This is a genomic window from Roseisolibacter agri (assembly GCF_030159095.1).
Classification (GTDB): domain Bacteria; phylum Gemmatimonadota; class Gemmatimonadetes; order Gemmatimonadales; family Gemmatimonadaceae; genus Roseisolibacter; species Roseisolibacter agri.
The window spans coordinates 527837-548055 of record NZ_BRXS01000003.1; the positions used below are offsets into that span (position 1 = coordinate 527837).

Genomic DNA, 20219 nt, shown 5'->3' on the forward strand with positions numbered 1-20219 from the left:
ACCCGTGCTCGTGACCGTGACTCCCCGTCTCCGCCTGCACCGCGACGAGGTGCTGGCCGTCATCCTCAAGGGCAACACGGTCCTCCTGCGGTTCGTGGCGCTGAAGCCCATGCGCATCCCCGTGGACGATCTGACCGACGAGGCGCGCGAGTGGCTGCTGCCCTCACTGGCGCCCCGCGACATCCCGCAGCCCGGCGACTGCGAGTGCCACGACCAGGAGGAGGACGCCGAGCAGGAGGCCGAGCGCGACGCGGAGCGTCGCTGAGGCACCGGGAGCCGGACCGTGCGGCGCACTGCCGCACGGTCCGGCTCCCCGCCCCGCCGCCCATCAGCCGATCAGACGGTCGGCCGCGGCGGCTGCTCGGCAGGCTGGTCGGTGAGTTGGCTCGCGCCCGACGTCACGTCCCGGAGATCGGGCGCGGCGTCGGGCGCGATCACGTTCGGGATGGCCGAGTCCGTCACGTTGATCGGGAAGACGGGGATGGCGGGGCCGGGCGTCGGCGTCGCGCCCTCGGCCACGCGCTCGGCGAAGCGCGCCAGCCACGAGCGCAGGTTGTCGGGCTGGTAGGGCGGCTTGCTCACGCGGTGGCGCGCCAGCACGCTGTCGTGCACCGACTCGAAGGTGTGGATCGGCCGGCCGTCCTTCGCGCGCCGCTCCACGAACAGCTCGCGGCGGTGCTCGCCCATCGTCCGGTAGAAGCGCGACATCGAGTCGTAGAGCTGCCCGTCGTCGCGGAGCTTGAGCGCGGCGACCACCGCCGGGTCGAGCGCCAGCCCCGCCGACTGCGCGCGGTCGAGCATCCAGTGCAGCGCGTGGTCGGAGAGGCCCGAGTCCGGATAGCCGCCGCCGACGTTGGAGTGCACGCCCGCGAACCACATCTGCTCGACGCGCTGCGTGCGGTCGGGGGTGATGTCCGAGTCGGGGACCTCCCAGAGCGTGGGCGCGAACGGCTTGCGCCGCTCGTCGATGGCGAGGGCGTGGAAGGCGTGGTCGACGCGGGCGCTGAGCGTGACGTCGTGGAAGCCGTACTGCCGGCGCGTGAACCATCCCACCGGCCCGCTCGTGGGCACGCCGAGGGAGCCGACGGTGTCCCAGACGCCGATGCAGTGGATGCGCGGCGCGTGCGCGTACTTGTCGCGGAACGCGACCGCGGCGTCCGAGTTGGGGTGTGCGTCCGGCTTGCGATCGCGGTAGAGCTTGTACGCCTCCTCGACGCGGTCCTTGTGCTCGCGCTTCAGCAGGCCGCAGTTGCGGATCAGCCCCGCGAGGCTGCGCGCGGTGTAGGCGCCGCGGCTGAAGCCGAAGAGGAAGAGCTGGTCGCCCGGCTCGTAGAGCGCGACGAGCCACGAGTAGCACGCCTGGACGTTGCGCGAGAGCCCGACCCCGAACGCGCCGCCGAGGGCCTTCTCGTACCAGGGGCCGACGCCGACGCCGGCATGGTAGAAGGTGTGCTGCAGGACGCCCTGCGCATCCTGCTTGGCGACGGCCTTCTCGAACTTGGCGACGTTCGTGAGGCCGGAGCCGTCCTCCTTGGCCGCATCGCGGGAGTTCCACGTACCGTCGGTGCAGACGACGAGCCGCTTCATATGCTGCCTCCGCTGCTCTGCATGGCGTGCGGGACGGCACGACGCCGCTGCGCGCCGTGAAGAATCCGACACGCGCCCACTGTGGGACGCGACCCGCGCCACGTCAACGAGAAAGTGCGGAGGACGCTGCAGCGGAAGACGCTGAAGCGGAGAACGGAAGGGCGTGAGACAGAAAAGCGGACCATTCGGCTCGATGCTTCGAGCTCAATGGGTCCGCCGTTCCGTATCGCGCTGCTTCGTCCTCCGCTTCATCGTCCTCCGCGGTTCCGTCCTCCGCCTTATCGTGGCCGTACCACCGTCGTGAAATCCGCCCGCGCCACCACCCGCCCCTCGACCCGCGCCTCGCCGCGCAGCTTCGCGACGCCGCGCTTGAAGGCGCGCAGCGTGACCTCGAGCGCCAGCGTCTCGCCCACGCGCGCGCGGCCGCGCAGGCGCACGCGCTCGAAGCCGGCGAAGTAGCCGATCACGCCCTCGGGCGCGTCGATGACGTCCATCAGCAGCGCGGCGCTGGTCTGCGCGAGCGCCTCGACCGCGAGCAGGCCGGGAAGGCCGGGCTCCCACCCCGTGGCGCCGGCGCCCGCGGGGCCGCCCGTGGCCCACTCGCCGCCGGTGACGCGGCGGTGGCCGATCACGCGCTGCCCGCGCGCCATGACGTCGATGCGGTCGACCAGCAGCAGTGGATAGCGGTGCGCGAGCAGCCCGAGGACGGCCTGGGCGTCGAGCGTGGCGACGGGAGCGATCGACGGGATCATGGTGCGGACGATAGCGCGCGGGCGAGCGCGGCGCGCATGCGGCGCGTGTGGCTCCCCTCCCAGTACACCCGACCACACGCGGCGCACCGCCGCCGCGGCCCGCCGCACGGCCCCTCCGCGTCGAGGACGTCGAGCGGCGCGTTGCACAGCAGGCAGCGCGTGAAGGTCAGCGCGAGGTCGCGCAGCCCCAGGGCGTCGCGCGTCTCGAGCAGCTGGGCGAGCGGCGCGTCGGCGCGCAGCAGCAGCCGGCGCTCGCCGAGGGCGCGCGCCCCGTCGGCGGCCAGCGCGCGGTCGCGCGTCAGCAGCCAGCGCCCCTCGGCCTCCGCGCGTCGCACGACGGCAGCGTCGGGCTCGCCCGGCCCGGCCAGCAGGACGTCGTGGCCGAGGGCGCGCAGCCAGCGCGCGAGCCGCGCGAGCATCGCGTCGGCGAGGAAGCGCGGCGCGTCCGGCGACGCGTTCTGCACCGCGCTCAGGCCAGCGACAGCCCGTGCCGCGCGATCAGGTCGTAGAGGCTCATCATGTCGGGCTCCACGCCGTGGCGCGCACACGCGGCCAGCACGCCGTCCATGTCGGGGCCGCGCCCCGCATCGCGCGGCACGTGCGCGGCGACGTCCTCGTAGTAGCGCTCCATCCCGCCCGGCGCGACGACCGCGAGGACGCGCGCGGGCGCCGGCGCGTCGACGTCGACCCAGAAGGTGTGGCGCGCGCCCGGCGGGATCACCACGCTGCTGCCGGCCGCGAGGCGCTGCTCCGCGCCGTCCAGCCAGAGCCAGAGCGCGCCCTCCAGCACGTGCAGCACCTCGCACGCGTCGTGGCGGTGCACCGGCATCGCGACGCAGCCGGGCGCGAGCGCGTGCTCCAGCACCGACGCGGCGTTGCCGCTGGCGTCGCCGCGCACGCGCACGCGGGTGCGGAAGCGGCGGATGCTGGCGTCGGTGCCGGAATCGGGACCAGCGACGAGCGGAGTCACGAACATGGACGGAAGTTGAGAGGCGGAGGACGATACGGCGGAGAACGATAGGGCGGAGGACGGGACGGCGCGATACGGAAGGGCGAACCCTTCGCGCTCGACGCCTCGAGCCGAGAGGTCCGCCTCATCGTCTCACGCTCCATCGTTTTCCGCTCCTCCGTCCTCCGCCTCAGCGTTCTCCGCCAGACCGCGACTGCACTTCCTCCGAAGTCAGCCCGTACAACGGCGGCGTCGGCACGCCGCGCAGCGCGAGCATCAGGTACAGCTGCCCGCGGTGATGCGCCTCGTGCTCGAGCATCGCGCGCAGCCACTTGCCGACGGTGATCGGCGCGCCGGCCGGTGTCTCGCACCTCGCGGCCAGCCGCTCCGCCGACAGCCCCGCGAAGATCGCGCGCGACTCGGCGTGCAGGCGGTCGTAGTAGGCGAGCGTCGCGTCGAAGCCGTCGGCGTCGTAGCCCGCGGCGAGCGACGCGTCGTGGCCGGGATAGCGGCTGGGGCGTCCCTGCACCGTCTCGCCGTACATCCACCGCTCGATGCCGGCGAGGTGGCGCACGAGCCCGCCGAAGGTGAACCAGCCGTCCTTCGGCGCCCACTCGACGTCGTCGCGCGGGACGAGCAGCACGACGCGGCGGGTGCGGGCGTGGACGCGGTCGAGGTAGTCGATCGAGAACATGAAGTGCCTGGAACGGCGGAGGACGATACGGCGGAGGACGATGAAGCGGAGGACGATACGGCGTGAAACGATGAGGCGGACCTCTCGGCTCGACGCATCGAGCGCGAAGGGTCCGCCTCATCGTTTCACGCTCCATCGTCCTCCGCCGTTCCGTCCTCCGTCGTATCGTCCTCCGAGTTACCGGATGCGGGCCCGCTCAAGGGTCGTCGTGGCCGTCGCCCCCTGCCCTTCCCGCGCCATCAGGAAAACGGAGCCGTCCGGGCCGAAGCCCATGATCTGCCGGCCGGCGGGGACCTGCACGCGGTCCACCAGCTCGCCCTTCGCGTTCACGACGTCGTAGACCAGCGCGCCCGGCGCGGTGGCCGCCGCGGTGGTGCGGATCCAGACGTTGCCCTGCGCGTCGGCGCGGGCCGAGTTGGCGAGGAAGGGCGGGCGGTAGTCGGGGAGCTCGCTCGGGTCGACGAAGATGAGCGGCGCGGCGGCCGCGGCGGCGGCACCACCGGCCGCGGCGGACGGACCGCCGGCGCCTGGCGGGCCGCCGACGGCGACCTGCATCCCGCCCTCGACCTGCACGCGGCGCTCGCCGCCGCCACGCGGCGGCGGGCCGCCGGGGCCCTCGTTGATCTGCATCATCATGCGCGGCGCGCCGCCCATGTCCATGCCGCCCACCGCGCCCATGCGCGCGCGCTGCGCCTTCACCGAGTCCATGAAGGTCACCTTCTGCTCGTCCGTCAGGCGCTGCCAGTCGAACGGCACCTTGGCCGCGCTCCGCGTCGTGCCGTCGGGCGTCACGAGGTCGAGGTGGTAGTCGCGGCCGCGCACGATCGCGATCGTGCCGTCGCTCAGCACCGCCCAGTCGTCGGCCTGCGGCAGCGGGTTGAACACCGACGAGATCGAGCGGCGGCCCTCGCCGCTCTCGGTCACCTGCATGCGGATCTTCGGCGTCTTCACGAAGCCCACCGTGTCGACGGCGCGCGTCGCGAGGTCGACGCGCACGAGCGCCGCGGAGTCGGGCATCTCGGGCAGGGGCATCGCGCCGCTGCCGCCCGCGGCGCCCGGCGGCGGGCCGGCGAAGCGGAACTGCGGCATCGAGCGGTAGACCAGGCGGCCCTTCGCGTCGAAGCCCGGCGTGCCGAACGCCGCGCTCACGAGCGCGTTGGCGTCCTGCGCACGCGGCACCGACAGCGTGCGCCCGACCTTCCCGTTCGGGTCGATGACGAGCATCGACATGCTGGCCGCGTCGACGAAGAGCGTGGAGTCGCCGCGGAACGGGATCAGCCCGCCGATGCGGCCGCCGTACGCGTTGCCCGTGGCGGCGGTGGTGTCGGCGACGACGGTCGCGTTGGCGAGCGTCGAGTCGAGCAGCACCACGCGCCGCTGCAGCGCGTCGTTCAGCAGCACGCGGCCGCCGGGCAGCGCGCGCACCGACGTCACGAGGCCGACGGGCGCCGTGGTCTTCGCGACGACGGGGCCCAGCGGTCGGATGGGCGGGCGGGACTGAGCCTGTGCGGCCGGAACGGCCGCCACGACACCGAGCGCGAGGAGAGGGAAGCGACGCATGGAAGGAGAATGGTGGAGGACGAGTTGCTGCGATTCCGTCTATGCTACGTGCTGCGTGCTGCGTGAACGGCGTCGGGACGCTTCTCACGCAGCACGCAGCACGTAGCTGCTTTCTACTGTCGGATGATCACCCGCTCGGTCGCGACGCCGCCGCCACCGCCGCCGATCATCACCGCGCCGCCACCGCCGCCCAGACCCGGCATCATGCCGCCGCCGGTGAAGCTGGCGGTGCCGTTGCGGATGGAGGCGAGGTAGCGCGGCTCCAGGTACCCCGAGATGAACGGTGGGAGCTTGCGGTGCTGGTCGGCCGTCAGGAGGCCGCGGACGTGCGGGGCCACCTGCGCCAGCAGGTCGATCGAGGCGCGGCGCGCGCGGATCCAGCGGTCGTACGCGTCGTCGCGGTCGTAGCGGTCGGGGAGCGCGCCCAGCTCCTTCGTGACGGGCGCCCAGATCGAGTCGGTCTTGATCGTGAACCAGCGGTTGATCGTGGCGATGCTGTCGGCCTGCGGGCCGGTGAGCTTCAGCGAGTCCTGCTGGCGGAGGATCTGCGCCATCGGGTTCGGCACGCCGCCGCCCGCGTACATCGCGCGCAGGAACTGCTCGGGGACCTTCGTGCCCGGGAGGTAGCGGCCGCGGTCGAGCTGCTGCGTCAGCAGCTGCCGCTCGCGCGTCGGGCCGATGTCGAAGCGCATCAGCGCCGTCAGCGTCACCGGCGCGCGGATCGCGCTGCGCGCGGGGCTCGTCTCGCCGAAGCGCTGGTTGACCTCGTAGCGGTAGCGCTGCGTCTGCGGGTCGAAGCCGCGCACGTAGAGCAGCGACTGGTCGGGGAAGAGCTGCTGCCCCCACCCCTTCAGCGAGTTCTCGCCGTTGACGAGCATGTCCGCGGCGCCGAGCGGGTTGCTGACCTGCAGCGACACCGTCGCGCGCTGCGGCATGCGGAACTTCACCGGGTTGAACGTCAGCGACAGCACCGCCGACGACGTCCACGGCCCCTGGCAGCTGTTGCGCGACGCCAGGCTGCCGATCTGCTTGCGCAGGCACTCGCGCGCCGCCTCGGGCCCGCTCGTCAGCAGCTGCTGCATCGCGGCGCCGAGCGTGGGATCGGTGGCCTTGGCGGGATCGAAGACGAACGCGCGGTCGTTGGCGTAGCCGTCGCCGTTCACGTCGCCCGCGATGGTGGGCGTGAACGGGAGCCCCGAGCGGAACGACCCGAACCAGTTCACGCGCACCGCGTCCCAGAAGTTGTAGCCGAGCGTGTACTGCAACTGGTGGCGCGAGTCCATCGCGGAGCGCGCCCACTCGACGTCGAACGGGTTGCCGACGGTGCTCGTGAAGCCGCGCACCTGCTCGCGCACGTTGGAGTACACGTACGCCGCGTTCCAGGTGAACTTCGTGCTGAAGCGCGTGGGCGCGAGGCGCAGCTGCAGCTGGCGGCTCTCGGAGCGCAGGTCGGAGCGCAGCTCGCCGACGCGCGCGAACTGCTGCGACACGCGGGCGTCGCGCGACGCGATGGCGCCGGTCGCCGGGAAGATGCTCGACGTCTGCACGTACACCGGGCGGCCGCCCTCGTCGGCGAGCGCGAAGCGCTGCACCGGCGTGAAGTTCAGGTCGACCGAGCCGGGCTGGTTCAGGTTGAGCGAGTACGTCCCCTCGGCCGTCAGCGAGAAGCGGTTGTCGAGGAGCGGGCCGCTCCACTGCAGGTTCGACCGCACCGACCGCGGCGCCGTGTAGCCCTTCGCGAACAGCGTCACGCTCGGCGCCGTGTTGGCGAAGAGGGAGCCCGTGGTGCCGTCGGCGCAGACGGTCGGGATGTTGCTCGCGCCCGCGGCGTACGCGGCCCAGTTGGGGATCGGCGTCGCCGCGCCGACGCAGCTGATCTGCTGCACCGCGCTGGCGAGGCCGGTGTTCTCGAGCGCGCCGCTGATGGCCTGCGTGCCCGGCAGCCCCTGGAAGACGCCGACGCCGCCGCGCACCACCGCGCGCGGGCCGCGCACCGCGCCCTCGAAGGCGGAGACCTGCGGCGCCTCGCCGAGCGTGTACGAGAAGCCGACGCGCGGGCTGAGATAGAGCTTGCTGGGGACGCGGTCGTTGCGCGTGCCGAACAGCCGCTCGATGTCGGGGTTCGCGTCGGGGCTGGCGGTGAACGCGTTGCCGTCGACGCGCAGGCCGTACTGGATCTGCAGATCCGGGCTGTAGCGGAACGCGTCGCCGAGCGACACGGCGCCGACGACCTGGCTGCCGGCGCTGGCGCGCGGCGTCAGCAGGCGGCTGTACGACGCCGGCCGGCCGGCCTGCAGGTCGGCGAGCGAGTTGTACGAGAACGATCCGAGGTAGTTGGCGCGCTGGTCCTGGTCGTAGCCGTCGCGCCGCAGCTCGCTCGTGAGCTTCAGGCGGTGCTTGTTGTTCGCGCTGAACCAGGAGAGCTGGTTGAGGTAGCCGACGCTGGTGCTCGACTGCGTGGAGTTGAGCGCCTGGCTGCCGCCGAAGCCGAGCGTCTGCACGCCGGTGGTGCCGTCGTCGAACGTCGAGTTGACGCGCACGCGCCCCGACGGCAGCGCGAGGAAGGGCGACATCTCGCTGCGGTTCGCGTTCAGGCCGAGCGTCGTCTCGGTGAGCACGCCGACGCCGAAGATGGTGGCGTAGGTGCTGTGCCGCGCCTGCAGGCCGCCGTTCCAGCCGGAGCGCTCGCCGCTGTACGCGGGCACGTCCACCACGCTGCCGCCGAGCGGGCGCTGGCGGTTCCAGCTGCCGTTGAACGACAGCGTCATCGACTGGCCGCGCGTGGACGACGGCGGCGCGATGTCGATGCTCCCGAACACCGCGCCGTTGTCGCTCAGGCGATCGCTCGGCAGCCCGCCGATGCTGGTGGGGACGCTGGCCTGCCGCAGCAGCGTCGCGAGGCGCGTCGCGGAATCGGCGGCGACGCCGGCGGCCTGCAGCCCGAGCGCGCCGGTGTTGAGCAGGTTCTGGAAGTCGTTCGCGCGCCGCCCGAGCTGGTACGACAGCGAGTAGAACGCCTGGTCGGGCTTGATGGGCCCCGACACCAGGCCGCCGAGCGACACGTTGGAGTACGACTGGCCGAGGGCGCGCGCGGCGCGGTCGGTCCACTGCATCTGCGGCGCGTCGACGTTGAGGCTGACGCCGCGCGTGACGAAGTTCGAGCCGCCGCGCGTGCGGAGGCTGAACTGGCCGCCGGAGAAGCCGCCGCGCGAGACGTCGTACGGCGAGCTGGCGAGCGACGACGAGACGGCGGCGTCGCGCGGCAGGTTGCTGCCGCCGAAGTTCATGCCGTTGAGCGTCGTCTGGTTCTGGTCCGCGCCGAGGCCGAGCACCGAGAAGCCGTTGGCGCCGCCGTCCTGGCCGGGGACGAGCTGCACGCCCGGGAGCGACGCGGCCATCGCCGCGAGGTCGCCCAGCTGGTCGGCGGGGACGGTGGCGGAGGCGTTGGCGATCGCGCGCTCGGAGCCGCCGATGTCGGGCTGGAGCTGGTCGTTGCGCGAGACGCGGTCGCGCGGCGCGGTGACGCGCATGGCGTCGAGCACCGTGCTGACGCGGGCGAGGCGCGCGTCGGCGAGGAGGATCTCCTGGTCGACGGTGCGCTTGACCTCGAAGCGGCGCTGCGCGAAGCCCACGGCCGCCACGCTGACCATGTAGTCGCCGTCGCCGCCGGGGAAGGTGATCGTGAAGCGCCCCTGGCGGTCGGTGCGCGCCGTGCGCGTGACGTTGCCGCTGATGGACGTCGCGGAGACGACGGCGTTCTGGATGGTCTCGCCGTCGGGGCCCGTGATCTGGCCGCGGATGACGTCCACCTGCTGCGCGCGGACGGCGGACGGCGCGACGGCCAGGGCGACCGCGACGATGGGGAGGAGAGGGCGGGGGCTCACGACGGTTCGGCGCGGGAGGGATGGGCGACCGGCACGACGACGGCACGACGACGCCGCCTCGCCGGTGGGGCCGGCGGGCGCTCGGGGTTTGACCCATGGCGGCCGGGAAGGGTTGTCGCCTCCCCGGGCCGGGTCCGACCGGGCCGCGGAGCCCTACGGATTGGACGCGCCCCGCGCTGCGCCGTACTCTAGCGCGCATGCCGCTCTCCGACTGGACCCGCGCGCTGGGGGCCGCGCCCACGGGCGAGCGGCTGGCCCGCATCCAGGCCTCGCCGCACTGGCGCGACGGCGTCTTCCAGAACCCGATCCCCACCCGGAAGACGCTCCCCGGCACGATGGGCCAGACGCTCCGGCGCCAGCTCGGCGGGCCGGAGCAGCGGGTGCCGCCGGGTCCCCTGCCGGTCGTCGACCGGGTGAAGGAGACGCTCGCCGTGCTGCCGCGCTCGGGGCTGCGGGCGACCTGGCTGGGCCACTCGACGATGGTGCTGGAGATGGACGGGCACCGGCTGCTGGTCGATCCGGTGTGGGCGGAGCGCGTGTCGCCGTGGCAGCGCGTGGGGCCGAAGCGCTTCCACCGGCCACCGGTGTCGATCGGCGGGCTGCCGCCGATGGACGTGGTGCTGATCACGCACGACCACTACGACCACCTGGACATGGGGGCGGTGCAGGCGCTGGCCGCCAACCGTGCGCAGGCGAAGGCGCGCTTCGTGGTGCCGCTGGGCGTGGGCGCGCACCTCGAGCGGTGGGGCGTGTCGCCCAAGCGGATCACGGAGCTGGACTGGCACGAGAGCGCGGACGTCGGCGCGCTGACGCTGACGGCGACGCCGGCGCGGCACTTCTCGGGACGCGGGCTGCGCGACGGCGACCGGACGCTGTGGGCGTCGTTCGTGATCGACGGGCCGTCGCACCGCGTCTTCCACAGCGGCGACTCGGGGCCGTGGGACGGCTTCTCGGAGGTCGGCGCGACGCACGGCCCGTTCGACCTGACGATGGTGAAGATCGGCGCCTACGGGCCGACGTGGCCGGACATCCACCTCGATCCGGAGCAGGCGGTGGCGACGCACGTCGCGCTGCGTGGGAAGCTGCTGCTGCCGATCCACTGGGGGACGTTCAACCTCGCGTTCCACGCGTGGGACGAGCCCGCGGAGCGCGTGGTGGCCGCGGCGCGCGCGGCGGAGGTGGCGCTGGTGATGCCGCGCCCGGGCGAGTCGATCGAGCCGTGCGAGCCGCCGCCGGTGAGCGAGTGGTGGCGGGCGGTGCGGGCGCGATGAGCTGACGGCTGCGTGCTGCGTGGCGTGCGCCGTCGCGCCGGACCCGGACTGCTTTAGACAGGATTACAACGGATTAGACGGACAAGATCGGATTTCTCTCCATGTGGCGGTGAGGCGCCGTGCGCCGCCAGGAGCGTACATCCGATCTTGTCCGTTCAATCCGTCCAATCCTGTCAGAGCCGTTCGTAGTTCACGCAGCACGCAGCTCCACTACGACTGCTGTGCGTCGCGCGCCTCCTGCGCCGCGCGCAAGCGATCGCGCACCGCGTCCGGCACGAGCAGGTCGTCCGCGATCGCGCCCACCTCCTCCTCGTCGCGCCAGCGCTCGGTCAGCGCGTCCGCGTGCGCCTCGAGCGCGATCTGCTCCAGCTCCTCGGTCACCGCCATCTCGAGCGCGAGACGGCGCTCCGGCGTCTCGGCGAGGAGGCGGCGCATGTGGCCGTCGACGACGACGTGCTCCCACGGCCGCAGCGGCGTGCGCTGCCGCGCGACGCGCGCGCTCGCCTTGCGCTGCCGCCGCGTGCCGCGTGCGACGGGCGGCTCCGGGTTGCCAGCCCTGCGCGCCGCGGCCTCCAGATCGCGGACCGCCGCGTCCTCGGCGTACCCCACGCGGGCCAGCGCGTCCGTCAGCGACGCGCTCGCGCAGTCCGCGCCGTTGATGCGCGGCAGCAGCCGGACCAGCAGCCCCGCCGCGTCGCGTCCGCGCAGCCGCAGCTCGCCGCCGACCATGCGCGGCACCACGAGCGTCGGCTGCCCGGTCGCGTCGTCGACCGCGAAGTGGATCTCGGCGAGCTGGTAGCCCCACAGCAGGTGCCGGCCGCCCGCGTGCGGGATCGTCGCCCACAGCCGCGGCGGGCGCGCCCAGAACCACGCGAACGCGAAGCCGACGAGGAGCGTGACGTACACGCCCACCTGCGGCGCATGCGTGTCCATCGCCGCGCGCACGCCGAGCAGCAGCGCGAGCACCGCGAGCGCGAGCGCGGTCCACCGGAGGAGCCACTGGCGCGCCTGCAGCCGCCGGCCGTAGCGCCAGTTGGCGATGTCCGCGTCCGGCATCCCGCCGACGCGCAGCAGCTCCAGCCCCGAGCGCGTGCGCGCCAGCGCGAGCGTCGCGCCGCCGCCGCGCGTCTCCGCCGCCAGCGCGAGCGCCTCGCACTCGGCCAGCGCCTCCCAGCGCGACTCGATGGGCGTGAGGTTCCACTGCGCGCAGCGCCGGCACACGACCCACAGGCGCCCCGCGACGGTGTCGAACGCGAGGCGCCGGCCCACGCGCAGGTGGGGCACCTCGTCGTTCGTGCCGAGCGCGCGCTCGCAGCGCAGGCAGGTGGCGTACACGCGCGTCGGGCGCGTGCTACGGCGCCGCCGGCGCCGCCGGCGCGCCCACGCGCTCGCGCACCGCGCCGACGTCCGCCACCGCGCGCACCTCGACGCAGCCGGTGCGCGCCCACGGGAACTCGGCCGCGATGCGCAGCGCCTCCTCCATGTCGGCGGCCTCGATCAGGTTGAAGCCGCCGAGGACCTCCTTCGTCTCGGCGTACGGGCCGTCGAGCGCGGTGAGGCGGCCGTTGCGGATGCGCACCGCCTTCGCGGTCGTCGGGTCGGCGAGCATCTGCGTGTCGAGCAGCCGGCCGTCGCGCCGCATGTCGTCGGCGTGCGCGAGGCAGTCGCGCATCATCGCGTCGGCCTCGCCGTCGGGGAGCGCGTCCAGGAGCGCGCGGTCGGTGTAGATCAGGAGCACGAACTGCGGCATGTCGGGGCCTCGTCGGATCGGGTCTGTCAGGGAGCGGGGCGCTGGCGGCGCAGCGCGCGGGTGAGCGCGCGGTCGAGCGCGTTCGAGAACGCCTGCTTCTCGCGTGGACCATACGCCGCATGGCCGCCGGTCTCCACCCCCGCCCCGCGCAGCCCGTCCATGAAGTTGCGCACCGACAGCCGCTCGCCGATGCTCTCGGCCGTGTACTCCTCGCCGCGCGGGTCGATCACGACGACGCCGTTGGGCACGAGCAGCGCCGCGAGCGGGATGTCGGCCGTCACCGCGACGTCGCCCGCGACCGCGTGCTCCACGATGTAGCGGTCGGCGACGTCGGGCCCGCCGTCCACGCGCACCGCCGTCACGTGCGCGTAGCCGAGTGGGAGCAGGATGCGCTGGTTGGCGACGAGGACGGTGTCGAGCTTCAGCCGCTCGGCCGCCCGCAGGCAGACGTCCTTCACGTCGCGCGGCGCCGCGTCGGCGTCGATCCAGAGCTTCATCGGGAATTCAGCGAGGGAGTCAGGCGCGCCGCACGCGCCAGCAGGTAGTCGCGCTCGGGCGCGCTCGCGGTGCGCGAGGCGGCGGCGCGGTAGTGCGCGACGGCGCGCGCGGGATCGCCCGCACGCTCGTGCAGGTGCGCGCGCACCGCGTCCAGCCGGTAGTGGCCGGCCAGCCGTGCGTCCGCGTCGAGCGCGCGGAGCTGCTCCAATCCGACCTCAGGGCCGTGCACCATCGCGGCGGCGATCGCGCGGCTCAGCGCGACCATCGGGTTGTCGGACAGCCGCTCCAGCAGCTGGTAGAGCGCGAGGATCTGGGGCCAGTCGGTGTCCTCCGCGCGCGGCGCCTCGTCGTGCACCGCCGCGATGGCCGCCTGCAGCCCGTAGGGGCCGACGGGCCCGCGTGCCATCACGCCCTCCACCAGCGCCACGCCCTCGTCGATCAGCGCGCGGCTCCACAGCGCGCGATCCTGCTCGTCGAGCGGGATCAGCTCTCCGTGCGGGCCCGTGCGCGCGGCGCGGCGCGCGTCCGTGAGCAGCATCAGCGCGAGCAGCCCCGCGACCTCGCCATCATCGGGCAACAGCGCATGCAGCGCGCGCGTCAGCCGGATCGCCTCGTCGGAGAGGTCGGTGCGGTGGAGGCCCGGCCCGCTCGTGCTGGCGTAGCCCTCGTTGAAGATCAGATACAGCACGTGCAGCACCGCGCCCAATCGCGCGGCGCGCTCGACGTCCGTCGGCAGCGTGAACGGCACGCCCGACGCGCGGATGCTCGCCTTCGCGCGGCTGATGCGCTGCGCCATCGTCGCCTCGGGGACGAGGAACGCGCTCGCGATCTCCGCGGTCGTGAGGCCGCCCACCGCGCGCAGCGTGAGCGCGATCGCCGACGGCGGCGTGAGCGCCGGATGGCAGCACATGAAGAGCAGCACCAGCGTGTCGTCCTGCTCGACGCCGAGGTCCGCGTCGCGCGGCGGGACGAAGGGCTCGGTGGCCGCACGCTCGGCGGCGACGGCGTCCTCGCGGCGGCGGCGCGCGACCTCGGCGCGCACGTGGTCGGCGAGGCGCCGCATGGCGACCTGGTACAGCCAGCCGCGCGGGTTGGTGGGGACGCCCGCGACGGGCCACTGCTGCGCCGCGGCGATGAGCGCCTCCTGCACCGCGTCCTCGGCGTCGGCGAAGTCGCCGTGGCGCCGCGCCACCACGCCCAGCACCTGCGGCGCGAGCTCGCGCAGCAGGCGGTGGGTGGCATCGGGTGCGGTCACGCGGTGCTCACGCGTCCGGGAGCGGGCCGCTCATGACCTGGCGCACCTCGATCGGCATGTTGAGCGGCACGCCGCCGGGGCCGGGCGCGGCGGAGGCCTGCGCGGCCAGCGCGTACGCGCGCTCCGGGCTGTCGACGTCCACGATCCACCAGCCGGCGAGGAACTCCTTGGTCTCGGGGAACGGCCCGTCGGTGACGGGCGCGCCGTCCTTCCCCGCGCGCACCAGCTTCGCCGCGCCCGGCGGCGCGAGCCCCTCGGCGCCCACGAACTCGCCCGCCTCGGTGAGCTGCCTGTTGAAGCGGTGCATGAAGGCGATGTGCGCCTGGAAGTCCTCGGGCGACCAGTCGTTGATCCGGTAGCCGCCGTCGCCGCGCGGGGCGTGCATCATCATGATGAAGCGCATGGGACAGTCTCCGCTGAAGGGGGATGCGGCGCCGATCATGTGCGACGACGCCTGCATGGAGTAGTCGGAGCCGGCCGCGCGCGCTCGACATCGGGGCGCGCGGCGGGTGGACTCACTCGTCGCCCGCGGCGGGCATGCCGCCGAAGTTCGGGTTCTTGCGGCTCCCCTTCTTCGGCGGCGCGTCGGCCGGGCGCTTGGGCGCGGCGCCCTTCTTCGGCTTCCCGCGCGGATGCGCGTCGCGCGCCGCCGGCCCGCTCGTGTCCCTGCGCTTGCGCCCGCCCTTGCCTCCCTTCATCGCGCTCCTCGCCGTCCGAGTTCGTGACGCGTGCTCGCTTCGAGCGCGAAAGGTCGCGCGGCGCGAGGGAGAACGCCACGGCACGAACTGCCGGCCCTTTGGGGGATACGGATGCTCCGGATGGGAACGGATCGTTCCGATCACTCCTCACGGGCGCGCGGAGCTCCACCGCCGCGAGGAACGATCCGGCGTATCCGCATCATCCGGAGCATCCGCGTCCTCCCCAATCGGCACACGGGTCCGGCGCGACGCCGGCTCGCGGCGGCTCAGCGATCCGTCGGGAAGAGCGCGGGCTCGCCCAGATCGCCGTTGCGACCGGCGGGATAGAGCGTGAAGGACACCACCGCCCGCTCGCCCGCCGAGACGGCGACGTCCTGCGTCAGCGTCCCCTCGCGGCCCACGTAGCCGTCGCGCGGGATCAGGCGCACGCGGTGCACGCCCGCCGCGTCGACCGCGATCTCGACGTGTCCGTCGCGGCCCGACCGCGTCACGATCTGCGCGCCCGACGCCTGCGTGATGATGACCTGCGACGGCCCGGCCGGCACGCCGCCTTCCTGCTGCACGCGGACCAGGATGATGGGTGCGTCGGGCGCGGTGCCACGGCCGCCGTCACAGGCGGCGACACCGACGAGCAGCGCGAGGGCGAGGACGGGACGCATGCGGATGCTCCGGGTGGTCGGGTCTCCTCCGGCGCGGCCGCGATCGGGACGCGCGCCCGGAAAGATCGGCGCGGCACCGCGATCGGCAAGCGGGTCGCTCGGGGATCAGCGCCGGTCGTACACCACGACCGTGGTCAGCGCGGCGCGCGACACCGGATCCACCGTCACGACGACGAGCGTGCGGCCATCGGCCGGTCGGTACGCGCGATACCCGAACACCGGGCGCCCCGCGAGCAGGAAGGTCGCGTCGACGATCGACGGGCCGGCCGCGCGCAGGCGCACCGCGTCGATGCCGGGAACGCCGGTCGCGGACGACGGCACGTCGTCCGCGGCCGCCGTGAAGCGACCGGTGACGCGCCGACCGTCCGCGCGCTCGCCCGTGATGGTGCACGCCACGCGCGGCCCATCGGCCGTGCAGGTGAAGCGCTCGCGCCGGCGGCGGTCCACGCCAGGGCCGTAGTGCGTGCGGGCGAGGCTCAGCTCCCAGTCGCCCGCCAGCGTCGCCGCGGCCGGCGACGGGACCTGCGAGACATCCGACCGCGCGAGGAGCGCGACGGCGAGCAGCGCACGCGTGGCGATCGCGGGCATCGCGCGCGGTCAGTCGTCCTGCACGACCACCGGCTCGCCGAAGCGCAGGCGGTGCCCGTCCGGCGTGCGGATGCCGAACTCGCGCAGTCCCCACGGCTCGCTCACGGGCGCCGCCGCCGGCTCCGGGAGGCGCTCCGACAGCTCGGCGTGCAGCGCGTCCACGTCGTCGACGACCAGATACGCGACGTACGAGTGGTCGCCGATGTCGGACGCCGGCGGCGCGTCCGGGCACTCGCCCAGCATGACCCGGAAGTTGTCGCGCGACAGGAAGCTCCAGCCGTCGGTGCCGTCGCCGAAGTCGCGCCGGAAGCCGAGGACGTCGATCCAGAAGCGCGTGGAGGCCGCGAGGTCGCGGACGGCGAGGACGCAGCGCGATTCGAGGAGCTGGGCCATGGGAGCCTCCGGGTCATCCACCGTCGCTGCAGGATCGAACGACGAACTGCATTTGCAAGATAAGATCTGACGAGATCTGATAACGACGGATGGCGGCGGTGAAGCGCGAAACCCCTCGCCGCCATGCGGAGCCATCCGTCGTTATCAGACTTTATCCGATCTTCATCCTTGCAATGCCGTTCCGGGTCAGGCGCCGCGAGCCCGCACCGTCAGCCCGCGAGCGTCGACATGTCGAGCACGAAGCGGTACTTCACGTCGCTCCGCAGCATGCGCTCGTACGCCTCGTCGATGCGCTGCACCGGGATCAGCTCGATGTCCGAGCCGATGCCGTGCTGCGCGCAGAAGTCGAGCATCTCCTGCGTCTCCGGCAGCCCGCCGATGAGCGAGCCCGCCATCCGCTTGCGCCCCATGATGAACGAGAACGCGCTCGGCGACGAGTGCGGCGTCGGCGCGCCGCCGAGCAGGACGAGCGTGCCGTCGCGCTTGAGCGTGGCGAGGAGCGGCTCCAGGTCGTGCGGCGCCGAGACCGTGTCGAGGATGACGTCGAGCGAGTTGCGCGCCGCCTTCATGGCCGCCGCGTCCTTCGACACGACCACCTGGCTCGCGCCCAGGCGCGTCGCGTCCTCGGCCTTGTTGGGCGAGGTGGTGAACAGCGTCACGTGCGCGCCCATCGCGCGCGCGAGCTTGACCGCCATGTGCCCCAGGCCGCCGAGGCCCACGACGCCGACGCGGCTGCCGGGGCCGACCTTCCACTGGCGCAGCGGCGAGTACGTGGTGATGCCCGCGCACAGCAGCGGCGCGGCGGACGCGAGGTCCATCCCGTCGGGCACGCGGAGCACGAAGCGCTCGTCCACGACGATCTCGCTGGAGTAGCCGCCCTGGGTGGGGCGGCCGGTCTCCTTCTCGATGCCGCCGTACGTCTGCGTGTGGCCGTTCTCGCAGTACTGCTCCAGCCCCTCGCCGCACGACGCGCAGGTGCGGCAGCTGTCGACGAGGCAGCCGACGCCGACGGTGTCGCCCTGCCGGAACTTCGTCACCGCGTCGCCGACCGCGACCACGCGGCCGATGATCTCGTGCCCCGGGATCTGCGGATACTTGATGGGGCCCCACTCGCCGCGCACGAAGTGGAGGTCGGAGTGGCACACGCCGCAGAACTCGACCCGGATGCGGACGTCGGTCGGCCCCGGATCGCGGCGCTCGAAGCGCCAGGGGGCCATGGGCGAGGACGGATCGTGGGCGGCGTAGCCGAGAGCTGGAATCATGACGGGCGACCGGAGCAGCGGGAAGCGAGTGCGTTTGCGGACGCGCAGCCTAGCGCATCCGGGCCGCGCGCTCAACGCACATCGCGGCCCATCGGCTCCCGTCGGCGCCGGTGGTCGTGCCGGCAGCGTGGTGTCGCTCGCCGGTTCACGCTCGCGCTCGGTAGTGCAGCCAGAAGGTGTAGAGGGTGACGGTCATCAGCGCGATCCACACGCCACGCAGCACGAGGCGCGAGGCGCGCCGCTCCTTCGGCACGCGCATCATCAGCAGCGGGATCGGCAGGAGCAGCGCGACCGACAGGCCGCTGACGGCGCTGAGCACCTGCCGGAGATGCTCGTTCGTGTAGGCGTCGGGCACGCCGGCCCGCCACTCGCGCCACGCGGGGACCAGCAGTCCCAGCTGGACCGTGGCCAGCAGCAGCGAGACGACGAGGAACACGCGCACGCGTGCGTCGACGATGGGGGCGGACGGCGACGACGGCTCCATGCGGACCTTCCGGCTCGAGATGGCACTCCCGGGACGGGCGCCGTCGTCGGCGCCACCACCGCGATCAGACGACGACGAACTTGTACATCAGCCGGATCATCCGATAGGCGTCCGCCATCGTCGGCGCGGTGAACGCGACCGTGTAGCCGTCGACGCGCTTCACGCCGGGAATCGCCTCGAGGATCTGCGGCGTCGTGACGTCGGCCAGGCGGAGCCGCACGCGCACGGGTGCCTGACTCGCGCCGGCCGCGCCGCCGAACGCGAACGGCCGCGCCGGTGCCGCGAGCGCGCGCGCCACCGCGGCCGTCAGGCTGTCGCGCACCGCGGCCGGATGCGTCAGCCGCGCCGACTGCGGCGTCACCGCGACCTTCGTGGCGACCGTCGCCGGCGCCGTGGCGCGCAGCGCGCCCGCGCTGGCCGTGAACTGCGCGACGAACGCCGAGTCGCCGCTCGCCAGCACCACCGGCACGCCGAGCGAGCCCGCGTAGAGCGCGTTCAGCTCTCCCTCGCCGACCTCCACGTCGTTGAGCCAGAGCCCCTTCACGCTGCCGGTGCCGGTGTGCGCGAGAAAGCCGTTCGCGGTGCCGGCGCGCGCGTGGTAGCCCACGAAGATCGCGGCGTCGTAGCCCGCCTCCAGCCCCTCGACCATGCCGAGCGGCTTCACGGACCCCTGCACGTACTGCACGCGCGGGTCGAGCTCCGCGTGCAGGAGGTTCTGCATGTCGCCGTGCGAGTCGTTGACGAGCACCTGCGCGGGCCCGGCGCGCAGCACCGCGGCGACGACGGCGTTCACCTCGTCGGTCATGAGGCGCCGGCCGGTCGCGTAGTCCTTGCCGGCGGCGGAGGTCATCGCCGACGTGCCGATGCCGCCGATCCCCTCCATGTCGACGGAGACGAAGACGCGGCGCGGGCGCGACGTCGCGGGCTGCTGCGCGGCGGCGGGCAGCGCGAGGGAGGCGAGCAGGAGGAGGGCGAGTGGGCGCATGCGCGAACAGACAGCGTCGCGCGTCGGCGCGCAATGCCTCCCGGCGCTTGCCGATTCTGGCCGGCGACACGACAGTAGCGTGTCCATGCGCGTTTCCCGCTTCGGCTCCCGCGATGCTCGCTCCTTCGCTCCCGCCCTGGTGGTGCCTTGGTCACGCCGCGCCGCGCGGCGTCGTCCTCACCGCGCTGCTGCTCGCGGCGCTCGCGTGGCCGCCGCTCGCGGTCCATGCGCAGGGCCAGCCTCCCGGCGATACTGCGAGCGTGGCCGCGCGTGACTCTGCTCGGCGGGCGGCGGCGCGAGACTCGGCCCGCGCGATCGTGGTGCGCGACTCGGCAGCCCGCGCGGCCGCGGTGCGCGATTCCGTGCGCGCGGACTCGACGCGCCGGCTGATGCTCGATCGGATGCGGGCGCGCCCGGTGCCGCTCTGGATCTATCTGGTGATGGGCGGCGGCCTGCTCCTCGGCCTCGCCATCCCGATCGCCGCGGCACAGGGCGTCCGGATCGCCTGGGTCGACATCATCGTCGGCCCCGCATCCGTGGTCGGGAGCATCGCGTTGCTGGGCTTGATCTTCCTCGGCGGCGTCGAGGTAGGCGCCCGGCGTGCGCTCGCGGCCGCGCTCGCGGCAGGGCGCATCGTGCCGCCGGCGGAGCTACCCGCCACCTGGCCGGCGAGCGTGCTCGCCCTGCTCTTCGGCGTGCTCGCGGTGTTCGCGACCGTCTGCTTCTTCGCGCACGCGAGTCGGAGCTCGTGGATCGTCGAGAGCCACTGGGGTGGCTTCGGAAGCGGCGGCGGCGGCACGCGCGTCTCGGCCACCCTCCTCTACTTCGTCAGCGCGCTCGTGTTCGCGGGGCTCGCCCTCGTCATCAGCCTCCGCTCGCCGCCGACCGCCGCGGTCACCGCGCCGGCGGGGGCTTCGCCGACGACGAGCCCGTCCCCGAAGACCTGACGC

General features: G+C 73.6%; 22 protein-coding genes. 3 read left to right on the plus strand and 19 right to left on the minus strand.

Annotated features, from left to right (window positions below):
- The first annotated feature begins 16 nt into the window (after positions 1-16).
- Positions 17-265: a hypothetical protein gene (locus tag rosag_RS10875; RefSeq protein ID WP_284350149.1), complete on the plus strand. Its 249-nt coding sequence runs from the start codon at positions 17-19 to the stop codon at positions 263-265.
- 71 nt (positions 266-336) lie between these two features.
- Here the strand turns inward: rosag_RS10875 and rosag_RS10880 are convergent, their stop codons facing one another.
- The 7 genes from rosag_RS10880 to rosag_RS10910 form a co-directional block, all read right to left on the minus strand.
- Positions 337-1587: a DUF2235 domain-containing protein gene (locus rosag_RS10880; RefSeq protein ID WP_284350151.1), complete on the minus strand. Its 1251-nt coding sequence runs from the start codon at positions 1585-1587 to the stop codon at positions 337-339.
- A 278-nt stretch (positions 1588-1865) separates the two neighbouring features.
- Positions 1866-2339, minus strand: a complete 474-nt coding sequence (locus tag rosag_RS10885; protein WP_284350152.1) for a 3-hydroxyacyl-ACP dehydratase FabZ family protein — start codon at positions 2337-2339, stop codon at positions 1866-1868.
- The gene (locus rosag_RS10890; protein WP_284350153.1) at positions 2336-2803 is read right to left on the minus strand and encodes a DUF5615 family PIN-like protein; all 468 of its coding nucleotides are present in this window, start codon (positions 2801-2803) and stop codon (positions 2336-2338) included. Before rosag_RS10890 ends, rosag_RS10885 begins: the two co-directional genes overlap by 4 nt.
- A gap of 5 nt (positions 2804-2808) precedes the next feature.
- On the minus strand, positions 2809-3315 hold the full coding sequence (locus rosag_RS10895) for a cupin domain-containing protein (RefSeq protein ID WP_284350154.1): 507 nt from the start codon (positions 3313-3315) through the stop codon (positions 2809-2811).
- Between the two features lie 163 nt (positions 3316-3478).
- On the minus strand, positions 3479-3982 hold the full coding sequence (locus rosag_RS10900) for a DinB family protein (protein WP_284350155.1): 504 nt from the start codon (positions 3980-3982) through the stop codon (positions 3479-3481).
- Positions 3983-4159: 177 nt separating this feature from the next.
- Positions 4160-5542, minus strand: coding sequence for a hypothetical protein (locus tag rosag_RS10905; RefSeq protein WP_284350156.1), 1383 nt, complete (start codon positions 5540-5542; stop codon positions 4160-4162).
- A gap of 113 nt (positions 5543-5655) precedes the next feature.
- Positions 5656-9426 (minus strand): outer membrane beta-barrel protein, encoded by a 3771-nt coding sequence (locus tag rosag_RS10910; protein WP_284350157.1) that lies wholly within the window; start codon positions 9424-9426, stop codon positions 5656-5658.
- 197 nt (positions 9427-9623) lie between these two features.
- On the opposite strand from rosag_RS10910, the gene rosag_RS10915 reads away from it, so the two are divergent.
- Entirely contained in the window at positions 9624-10697 is a 1074-nt protein-coding gene (locus rosag_RS10915; RefSeq protein ID WP_284350158.1) for an MBL fold metallo-hydrolase, read from the plus strand.
- 210 nt (positions 10698-10907) lie between these two features.
- On the opposite strand, the gene rosag_RS10920 is transcribed toward rosag_RS10915, so the two are convergent.
- The 12 genes from rosag_RS10920 to rosag_RS10975 all read right to left on the minus strand — a co-directional run bounded on the left by rosag_RS10920 (position 10908) and on the right by rosag_RS10975 (position 19269).
- On the minus strand, positions 10908-12032 hold the full coding sequence (locus rosag_RS10920; protein WP_284350159.1) for a hypothetical protein: 1125 nt from the start codon (positions 12030-12032) through the stop codon (positions 10908-10910).
- Between the two features lie 16 nt (positions 12033-12048).
- Complete coding sequence (locus rosag_RS10925) at positions 12049-12447, minus strand: YciI family protein (protein ID WP_284350160.1); 399 nt, start codon at positions 12445-12447, stop codon at positions 12049-12051.
- A gap of 26 nt (positions 12448-12473) precedes the next feature.
- On the minus strand, positions 12474-12944 hold the full coding sequence (locus rosag_RS10930) for a YaiI/YqxD family protein (RefSeq protein WP_284350161.1): 471 nt from the start codon (positions 12942-12944) through the stop codon (positions 12474-12476).
- Complete coding sequence (locus tag rosag_RS10935) at positions 12941-14200, minus strand: RNA polymerase sigma factor (RefSeq protein ID WP_284350162.1); 1260 nt, start codon at positions 14198-14200, stop codon at positions 12941-12943. Before rosag_RS10935 ends, rosag_RS10930 begins: the two co-directional genes overlap by 4 nt.
- A 7-nt stretch (positions 14201-14207) precedes the next feature.
- Positions 14208-14603 carry a YciI family protein gene (locus tag rosag_RS10940; protein WP_284350163.1) on the minus strand — a complete coding sequence of 132 codons (396 nt, stop codon included), beginning with the start codon at positions 14601-14603 and terminating at the stop codon, positions 14208-14210.
- A 112-nt stretch (positions 14604-14715) separates the two neighbouring features.
- Positions 14716-14898, minus strand: coding sequence for a hypothetical protein (locus tag rosag_RS10945; RefSeq protein ID WP_284350164.1), 183 nt, complete (start codon positions 14896-14898; stop codon positions 14716-14718).
- 266 nt (positions 14899-15164) lie between these two features.
- Positions 15165-15557, minus strand: a complete 393-nt coding sequence (locus rosag_RS10950) for a hypothetical protein (RefSeq protein ID WP_284350165.1) — start codon at positions 15555-15557, stop codon at positions 15165-15167.
- A gap of 105 nt (positions 15558-15662) precedes the next feature.
- Entirely contained in the window at positions 15663-16145 is a 483-nt protein-coding gene (locus tag rosag_RS10955; protein WP_284350166.1) for a hypothetical protein, read from the minus strand.
- Positions 16146-16154: 9 nt separating this feature from the next.
- The gene (locus tag rosag_RS10960; protein ID WP_284350167.1) at positions 16155-16538 is read right to left on the minus strand and encodes a bleomycin resistance protein; all 384 of its coding nucleotides are present in this window, start codon (positions 16536-16538) and stop codon (positions 16155-16157) included.
- Between the two features lie 209 nt (positions 16539-16747).
- Positions 16748-17800, minus strand: a complete 1053-nt coding sequence (locus rosag_RS10965; protein ID WP_345784828.1) for an NAD(P)-dependent alcohol dehydrogenase — start codon at positions 17798-17800, stop codon at positions 16748-16750.
- Positions 17801-17945: 145 nt separating this feature from the next.
- A complete protein-coding gene (locus rosag_RS10970) occupies positions 17946-18284 on the minus strand; it encodes a hypothetical protein (RefSeq protein WP_284350169.1) in 339 nt (112 codons plus the stop codon).
- A gap of 64 nt (positions 18285-18348) precedes the next feature.
- The gene (locus rosag_RS10975) at positions 18349-19269 is read right to left on the minus strand and encodes a M55 family metallopeptidase (protein ID WP_284350170.1); all 921 of its coding nucleotides are present in this window, start codon (positions 19267-19269) and stop codon (positions 18349-18351) included.
- A gap of 113 nt (positions 19270-19382) precedes the next feature.
- Between rosag_RS10975 and rosag_RS10980 the strand changes: the two genes are divergently transcribed.
- Positions 19383-20216, plus strand: coding sequence for a hypothetical protein (locus rosag_RS10980; RefSeq protein WP_284350171.1), 834 nt, complete (start codon positions 19383-19385; stop codon positions 20214-20216).
- Positions 20217-20219: the final 3 nt, after the last annotated feature.